Consider the following 7081-nt stretch of genomic DNA (forward strand, 5'->3'; position numbering starts at 1 on the left):
CGTTCGTACGCCCCAGCGCCCACGGTGCGCCCACGGTGCGCTCAAGGTGCGCTCAAGGTGCGCTCAAGGTGCGCTCAAGGCTGCCCGAACGCTCGCAGGCTCAAGACGTTTGCCTCACGCTCATGGACGGACGGGCTGTCGCCACGTCCATCCTACGTCCCAGCATGAAGCGCCGGGCCTGATGCTCTGCTTGGAAAACTGGCCTGTTCCTTCAGACTCATTTTCAACTGTCCTGGGTATAAAACAGAACTTCCTCCGTCGGATGCGGACATTGCGGCAGTCGGCCCAACCACCGCCCCCGCCTTTCCACACTCCAAGGAAGGCGCACCTTTTTGAGCGCCCGCGATGCCATAGACCCGAATCTTCGGACCCGCACAGCGGTTCCCTACCAGTGCTGCGGCACGCGCATATTTTGCTGCATGGCAGGGATGCGCCGGGTGCTTCGTGGGAGGTGAACTGCCTCCACTTGGTTTCAAGCAGAGGGGTGTGACGTGCGGAGCTACGGACCTGTATTCAACAGATCATGGTATTAGACATCCACGACTTTGCCGGCCTGGGCTTGGGCGGCCTGCCATTCCTGGTAGCGCTCCAGTTCGCGCTGCACGAGTTTCAAACAGAAGGCGACGATGGTGGCATCGTCGAGATAGCCGACGCCGACAATGACGTCTGGGACGACGTCGGCAGGATTGAGCACGTAAAGCAGAGCCAGGGAGACTGCGCTGATGGCCCAGTACGGGATCTCGCGATAGGAACCCGCCCAGTAGTCCTTCACCATGCTGAGCATGATCTTCGTTTGCTCGAAGACTTTTTTGAGCTTGGGCAGCTTGCTCTCGATCTCCTGCGCGCGCTGGTTGACCTTGGCTATGTCCAGATCGTGATCGCCATTGGTGGGAGTGTTCATAGGGAAAAATAACCAACGGCGTTTGTGAAGTCCAGTGTGCAGTGATAGCGGCTTGGTGGATGCAGGGCTTGAACATGAAAGGCCAATGACAACGCAGTGTCGCTTCTGAAGGACAAAAAGGACGGAAGCGACCTCAAGGACATCGTTTCCACGAGAGCCAGATGTTTTGCCGCTGCTCGTGCGTCAACTCCAGGTGGGATGTGAAGATTCTGCTACGTGAGCGAATTTGACATGTCTGCCACTGTCCGAATCATCCACTCACCCATGCCCGCTGAAAAAGCTCAGCCAACTGCCACCGAGGCGATTGAATTTTTGACCCGTGAACTCATCGAGTGCGGGCGGGATTTTCATCATCGCGGCTGGTCGCTGGGTACGAGCAGCAATTACAGCGTGGTGACTGACCGTGAACCGCTGACGCTGCTGATGACTGGCAGTGGTTTCGACAAAGGACGCCTGCAGCCCGACCAGTTTGTCATGGTGGATGAAAACGCGCAGTCATTGGAGGGGGATTTTCCAAAGCCTTCCGCCGAGGCGCTGCTGCACACGGTGCTGGCGAAACACGGCGCGGGCGCGGTGCTGCACACCCATTCGGTGGCCGCCACGGTGCTGAGCGAGCATTTTCTGAAGGACGGCGGGCTGCGGATTGCGGGCTATGAAATGCTGAAAGGGCTTGCGGGAATCGGCACGCATGAGTCTGAGGCATGGATCGAGATTTTCCCCAACACGCAGGACATTGCTGCGCTGGCGACGGTGATTGATGCACGGCTGCAAGATCCTGCGAGCGTGCTGCGCCATGGCTTTCTGATGGCGGGCCACGGCCTCTACACCTGGGGGGAGAACCTCGCGGCGGCGCGGCGGCAGATCGAGGTGCTGGAGTTTCTCTTCGAAGTCGTCACACAGAAGCGTTTGCTCTTCGGCTCGTTTTAGCGAGCACTCATTTCATGGCCTACCTCCGCATTCCATCCGCAGACCGAGTCATCGACGATGCGGACAGCATCCGCCGTTTTCTTCTGCCCCACGGCATTCATTACGAACGCTGGCCGGTGGCGGGGCGGATCGACCGCGACGCCACGCAGGAGGAAATCCTGACGGCGTATGCACCTGAGGTGGAGGCCCTGAAAAAGAGCGGCGGCTACATCGCGGCGGATGTGGTGAACGTGACCCCGGATGTGCCGAATCTGCAGGAGATGCTGAACAAGTTTAACCAGGAGCACCGCCATGCGGAGGATGAGGTGCGCTTCATTGTGAAAGGGCACGGCATCTTTTACATCAATCCGGAAAATGGGGATCCGGTGTTTTCCATCGAGATCGAAGAGGGTGATCTCATCAATGTGCCTGCGGGCACGAAGCACTGGTTTGACCTGTGTGCCGACCGCACCATCCGTGCGATACGGCTCTTCCGCGAAAAGGCTGGATGGACGCCGCTGTATACCGGTGACGCGATTGCCAGCGGGTATCAACCGCTGTGCTTTGGGCCCAATCCCATCGCCGCCAAAGGTTTCCGTATTGAGCAGGCTGCGGCCATCGCCGCATGATCACGTTTGGGGGCAAACTGATCCTGCTGGACATCGAGGGCACCGTCTCGCCACTGGCGTTTGTGCATGACGTGATGTTTCCGTATGCGCGGCAGCATGCGGGCAGTTACCTCGTCAGGTATTGGGGGACGGCGCTGATCGCACAACTGGCACGTGATGCAGGTGTGGCCGCCTTTGCTTCACCTGCCGAGGCTGAGACGGCGGTGCATCGGCTGATGGAAGCGGACGCCAAGGTGACCGGTTTGAAGCAGCTGCAGGGCATGATCTGGGAGGAGGGATTTCGCAATGGGGAGCTGCGAAGCCGAATCTTTGATGATGTGCCGCTGGCGCTGGCAGGGTGGTGTCAGAAGGGGCTGGATATTCGCATCTACTCCTCCGGCAGCATCCAGGCGCAGAAGCTCTTCTTTGCGCACACGAAGCGCGGGGATCTCACCATGCACTTCACAGGCTACTACGACACCACGACAGGTTCCAAACGCGAAAGCGCGAGCTACGAAGCGATCGCGGCGGATTGCGGCCTGCCGGCGGAGCAGATTCTCTTCATCAGCGATGTGGTGGAAGAATTGAATGCGGCGCGAAACGCAGGCATGTTCACGGCGCTCGCGATACGGCCTGGAAACAAACCGGTGCCGCAGCACGACCATCCTGCCATCACCTCCTTCGCCGAAATATCCATTGCATGAACATTCACGGACAGCCGCACCGCTCCATTGAAGCCGAGCACTCGACACGGAGCGCACGCATCATCGATCAAACCTTTCTGCCGCACCAAGTGGAATGGCGTGATCTGCAGACGATGGAGGATGCGGCCGAGGCCATCCAAGTGATGCGGGTGCGTGGTGCGCCACTGATTGGTGCGACGGCTGCGTTTGGCCTGTACTTTGCGCTGCGGGATGATGCCACGGATGCGGCGCTGAAACGGGCCTATGAGGTTCTGCATGCCACGCGACCCACGGCGATCAATCTGCGCTGGGCGCTGGACCGGGTGAAGCGTGCCGTGGCACCGCTCGATGTTGGACAACGTGCCGAGGCGGCGTGGAATGAGGCGCTGGCCATCTGTGAGGATGACGTGCGGACGAATTACGCCATCGGCAAACATGGGCTGGAATTGTTTCGAGCGATTCAAGCGAAGAAGGCCGATGCCTCTGCGCCGCTGAATGTGATGACGCACTGCAACGCCGGCTGGCTGGCCACGATGGACTGGGGCACGGCGATCTCGCCCATTTATCAGGCACATGATGCGGGAATGAACGTTCATGTGTGGGTGAGTGAGACGCGCCCACGCGGCCAGGGGGCTTCGCTGACGGCCTTTGAACTCAAAGAGCATGGGGTGCCTTATACTTTAATTGTCGATAACAATGCGGGGCATCTGCTGCAACGCGGGCTGGTGGATGTGGTCATCGTGGGCACGGACCGTGTGACGGCGCATGGGGATGTGGCGAACAAGATCGGCACCTACCTCAAGGCGCTGGCGGCGAAAGCGCATGATGTACCGTTTTACGTGGCCACGCCGGTCAGCACCATCGACTGGACGATCACCGACGGCATTCGAGACATCCCCATCGAGCAGCGCAGCGCCCGGGAGGTGACGCACATGCCTGGATTGAATGCGGCAGGGGTGCGTGAGGAGGTGCTGATCACCCCGGCGGGAACTCAGGCGCGCAATGATGGCTTTGACGTGACGCCAGCGGCCTTGGTGACTGGCCTGGTGACGGAGCATGGGACTTTTGCAGCCAGCGCCGAGGCATTGCAGCAGCTGCAGGCTTTGATTTGAGCCGGAGGAGGCCCCCGTTTTTTTTAAGTTTGGGACGGCATTTTGTGAACGGCCTGCGATTCCTTGGGGTCTGTTTCACGAAACCAAGGAGATCATCGCATGAATCGCTGCCTTACGAATGTGTTGACGGGATGGGCATTGCTCATCGGAACTTCGAGTCTATTGGCCCAGCAACCAGCGCCTGCCTCCAGGGCGATCATCGTCTTTGATGCCTCGGGGAGCATGTACGGCCAAGTGCCGGGCGGAGTGAAGATCGACATCGCGAAGAAGGTGGTGAGCGACATTGTGGGCTCGATTGATCCGAACATGGAGCTGGGGCTGATGGCCTATGGACACCGCAAAAAAGGTGACTGCGAGGACATTGAACTGCTGGTGCCGCCGCAGCCCGGGAGCTCGGCGGCGATCTTGAAAGCGGTGGCCGGTTTGGAACCGAAAGGCAAAACGCCGCTCACGGCAGCGGTGATCCAGGCGGCGAAGTATTTGAAATTTGAGGAGGCCAAGGTGTCCGTGATCCTGGTCAGCGACGGGGTGGAGACCTGTGACAAAGATCCCTGCATGGCTGCGGAGGAACTGGAGCGAATGGGGATCGACTTCACCTGCCATGTGATCGGGTTTGACCTCAAGCCGGGTGAGTCATCCGGGCTGGAGTGTCTGGCGAAAAAGACCGGCGGCATGTACCTTGCGGCCAAGGATGCGGCGTCGCTGAAGACTTCGCTGGAAGCCGCGATGAAGCAGGTGGCGAAGCCGGTGACGACGCTGGTGGTGGAGGCGAAGAAGTCCTCGGGCGGGGCCTTGATCGAAGGCGTGAGTTTTCAGGTCTTTGCGGAGGGCGGCGGTGAAAATGCCATCGCCACGGGTAGCGGGGGGCATTGGAGCACCGAGCTGCCGAAGGCGGGCAAGTACACCCTGAGCGCGAAGTTTGGCGGAAAGACGCTGGAGCTGGATGTGACGGTGAAAGACGGCGACACAGTGACCAAGGAAGTGGTGTTTGCCGAGACCGGATTGAAGGCGGTGGCCTATGACAAAGAGGGTGGCGTGGCGTTTGAAAGGGAGGTGAGCTGGGATCTCTTCGGGCCGGCAGACAGTGAGGGGAACCGCTCGAAGGTTTCCTTCAGCTATGAGGCCAAGCCGTTTCTCAAGGTGGCTCCCGGCACCTACCTGCTGACTGCGGTGCGTGGCAATGCCACGGCCAGCGTGAACGTGGAAGTGAAAGAAGGCCCTGCGCAGGAGGTGAAGGTCATTCTTGGCAGCGGCAATCTCAAACTCAGCGCCATCAGCGCCGAAGGCCAGCCGCCCATCGCCAAAGATGTGAGCTGGGACCTTTTCTCCCCACCCGATGCCGAGGGCCAGCGCAAGAAGCTGGGCTATAGCTACGAGGCCCAGCCAAAGATGACCCTGCCCTCCGGCCCGTTCCTTGTCGTGGCCACTTACGGCAACGCCAAGGGGCAAAAAGAGATCGAAGTCAAAGCAGGAGAGACGCAGGACGTTGTGGTCTTGCTGGGCAGCGGCAAAGTGAAACTTTCGGTCGTCATGGAGGAAGGCGGCACGCCTGTGGCGAAGGATGTGAGCTGGGATGTGTTTGGCGAAGCGGATGCGGAGGGCAACCGCCCCAAGGCCGCCTACAGCTATGAGGCCCAGCCCACACTGGCGCTGCCTGCAGGCAAGTATGAGGTGGAAGTGGTGGTGGGCAATGCGAAGGGCAAGGCGCAGGTGGAGATCAAGGCCGGAGCCACGGTGGAAAAGGTGGTTTCGCTGGGGGCTGGAAGGGTCAAGCTTTCCGCACTCACCACGGAAGGTGCGGAAGCGCTTTCCAAAGATGTGACGTGGGAGATTTTTGGCGCTGCTGATGCCGAAGGCAACCGGACCAAGGCTGGATACAGCTATGATGCCGTGCCGACGCTCAGCCTGCCTGCGGGGAAATACTTGGTGCAGATGGAATGGGGCAGCGCCAAGGCGAAGCAGGAGATTGAAGTCACTGCGGGCAAGCTCAAGGAGATCCCGATCATCATCAATGCGGGAACGCTGGCCCTGAGCGCCAAAATGGCCGAAGGTGCCGACCCGGCACCTGAGGGGCTCAACTGGGAGGTGTTTGGCGAAGCGAATGCGGAGGGAGAACGGCCCAAAGCCAGCTACAGCTACGATGCCCAGCCCAAGATCCACCTTAAAGCGGGCAAATACCTCGTGGTGGTGACGCGCGGTGCTGCGACGGCCCAGACTGAGATGGAAGTGCCGGCAGGCAAGATGAGCACCCAAGCCTTGATCCTGAACGCGGGCACCCTGAGCCTCAGCTCCAGCACGCCCGGAACCTGGGAGATTTTTGGCGCGAAGGATGCCGAGGGGAACCGCAAGAAGCTCACCTATTCCTACGATGCGAACGCCAAGCTTTTCATTCCCGCAGGCAGGGTGCTGGTGACGCGCAGCGAAGGTGATAAAAAAGCAGAGAAGGAAGTGGAGGTCAAAGCGAATGCCCTGACCGAATTGACGCTGGATGCGAATTAGTGCTCCGATTTAGGCTTTTGCAGCATTCGACTTGTAATGAATACGGCATCACAGACGATGTGCTTCCAGATTATGAAACACACCCATCTCATCCTGATCGGGCTGCTCGCGGGCAGCATGACATCCTGCAAAAAGACCCCGGAAGGCACCAAAGCCGCCGAGGACACGAAGAAGGCGGCAGAGGCGGTGAAGGAAGCCGTCAAATCGAATGCTGACGCTGCGGCCAAGGACTTGGAACTGGCCAAAGCTGCGGCTGAAAAGAAGGCTGCCGAATTGAAGGTGGCCGCAGAAAAGGAAGCCGCAGCCCTCAAACTGGCTGCGGAAAAGAAAGCTGCTGAAGCAGCGAAGGCCGTGGAAGAAGCGGCTGCGAAA

7 protein-coding genes and 1 pseudogene are annotated in these 7081 nt (G+C 59.6%); 7 read left to right on the forward strand and 1 reads right to left on the reverse strand.

Annotated elements, in window-relative coordinates; all coding sequences use genetic code 11:
- Nucleotides 1–182 (forward strand): hypothetical protein (locus WAW39_RS05290; protein WP_422316515.1); only part of this gene is annotated, 182 nt, incomplete at its 5' end.
- Between the two features lie 347 nt (nucleotides 183–529).
- Here WAW39_RS05290 and WAW39_RS05295 read toward each other — a convergent pair.
- On the reverse strand, nucleotides 530–901 hold the full coding sequence (locus tag WAW39_RS05295) for a YkvA family protein (RefSeq protein ID WP_422316517.1): 372 nt from the start codon (nucleotides 899–901) through the stop codon (nucleotides 530–532).
- Between the two features lie 264 nt (nucleotides 902–1165).
- Here WAW39_RS05295 and mtnB point away from each other — a divergent pair, with 264 nt between their 5' ends.
- The 6 genes and pseudogenes from mtnB to WAW39_RS05325 all read left to right on the forward strand — a co-directional run.
- The gene (gene mtnB / locus WAW39_RS05300; RefSeq protein ID WP_422316519.1) at nucleotides 1166–1828 is read left to right on the forward strand and encodes a methylthioribulose 1-phosphate dehydratase; all 663 of its coding nucleotides are present in this window, start codon (nucleotides 1166–1168) and stop codon (nucleotides 1826–1828) included.
- Between the two features lie 14 nt (nucleotides 1829–1842).
- Nucleotides 1843–2436: a 1,2-dihydroxy-3-keto-5-methylthiopentene dioxygenase gene (locus WAW39_RS05305; protein WP_422316521.1), complete on the forward strand. Its 594-nt coding sequence runs from the start codon at nucleotides 1843–1845 to the stop codon at nucleotides 2434–2436.
- Nucleotides 2433–3119: an acireductone synthase gene (mtnC, locus tag WAW39_RS05310; RefSeq protein WP_422316523.1), complete on the forward strand. Its 687-nt coding sequence runs from the start codon at nucleotides 2433–2435 to the stop codon at nucleotides 3117–3119. The genes WAW39_RS05305 and mtnC overlap by 4 nt, the downstream gene beginning before the upstream one ends.
- A complete protein-coding gene (gene mtnA, locus WAW39_RS05315; RefSeq protein WP_422316525.1) occupies nucleotides 3116–4210 on the forward strand; it encodes an S-methyl-5-thioribose-1-phosphate isomerase in 1095 nt (364 codons plus the stop codon). Before mtnC ends, mtnA begins: the two co-directional genes overlap by 4 nt.
- Before the next feature lie 99 nt (nucleotides 4211–4309).
- Entirely contained in the window at nucleotides 4310–6709 is a 2400-nt protein-coding gene (locus WAW39_RS05320; RefSeq protein WP_422316527.1) for a vWA domain-containing protein, read from the forward strand.
- A gap of 72 nt (nucleotides 6710–6781) precedes the next feature.
- A pseudogene (locus tag WAW39_RS05325) lies at nucleotides 6782–7081 on the forward strand (hypothetical protein); the annotation flags it as partial.

The organism is Prosthecobacter sp. (assembly GCF_049294395.1).
Taxonomy (GTDB): Bacteria; Verrucomicrobiota; Verrucomicrobiia; order Verrucomicrobiales; family Verrucomicrobiaceae; genus Prosthecobacter.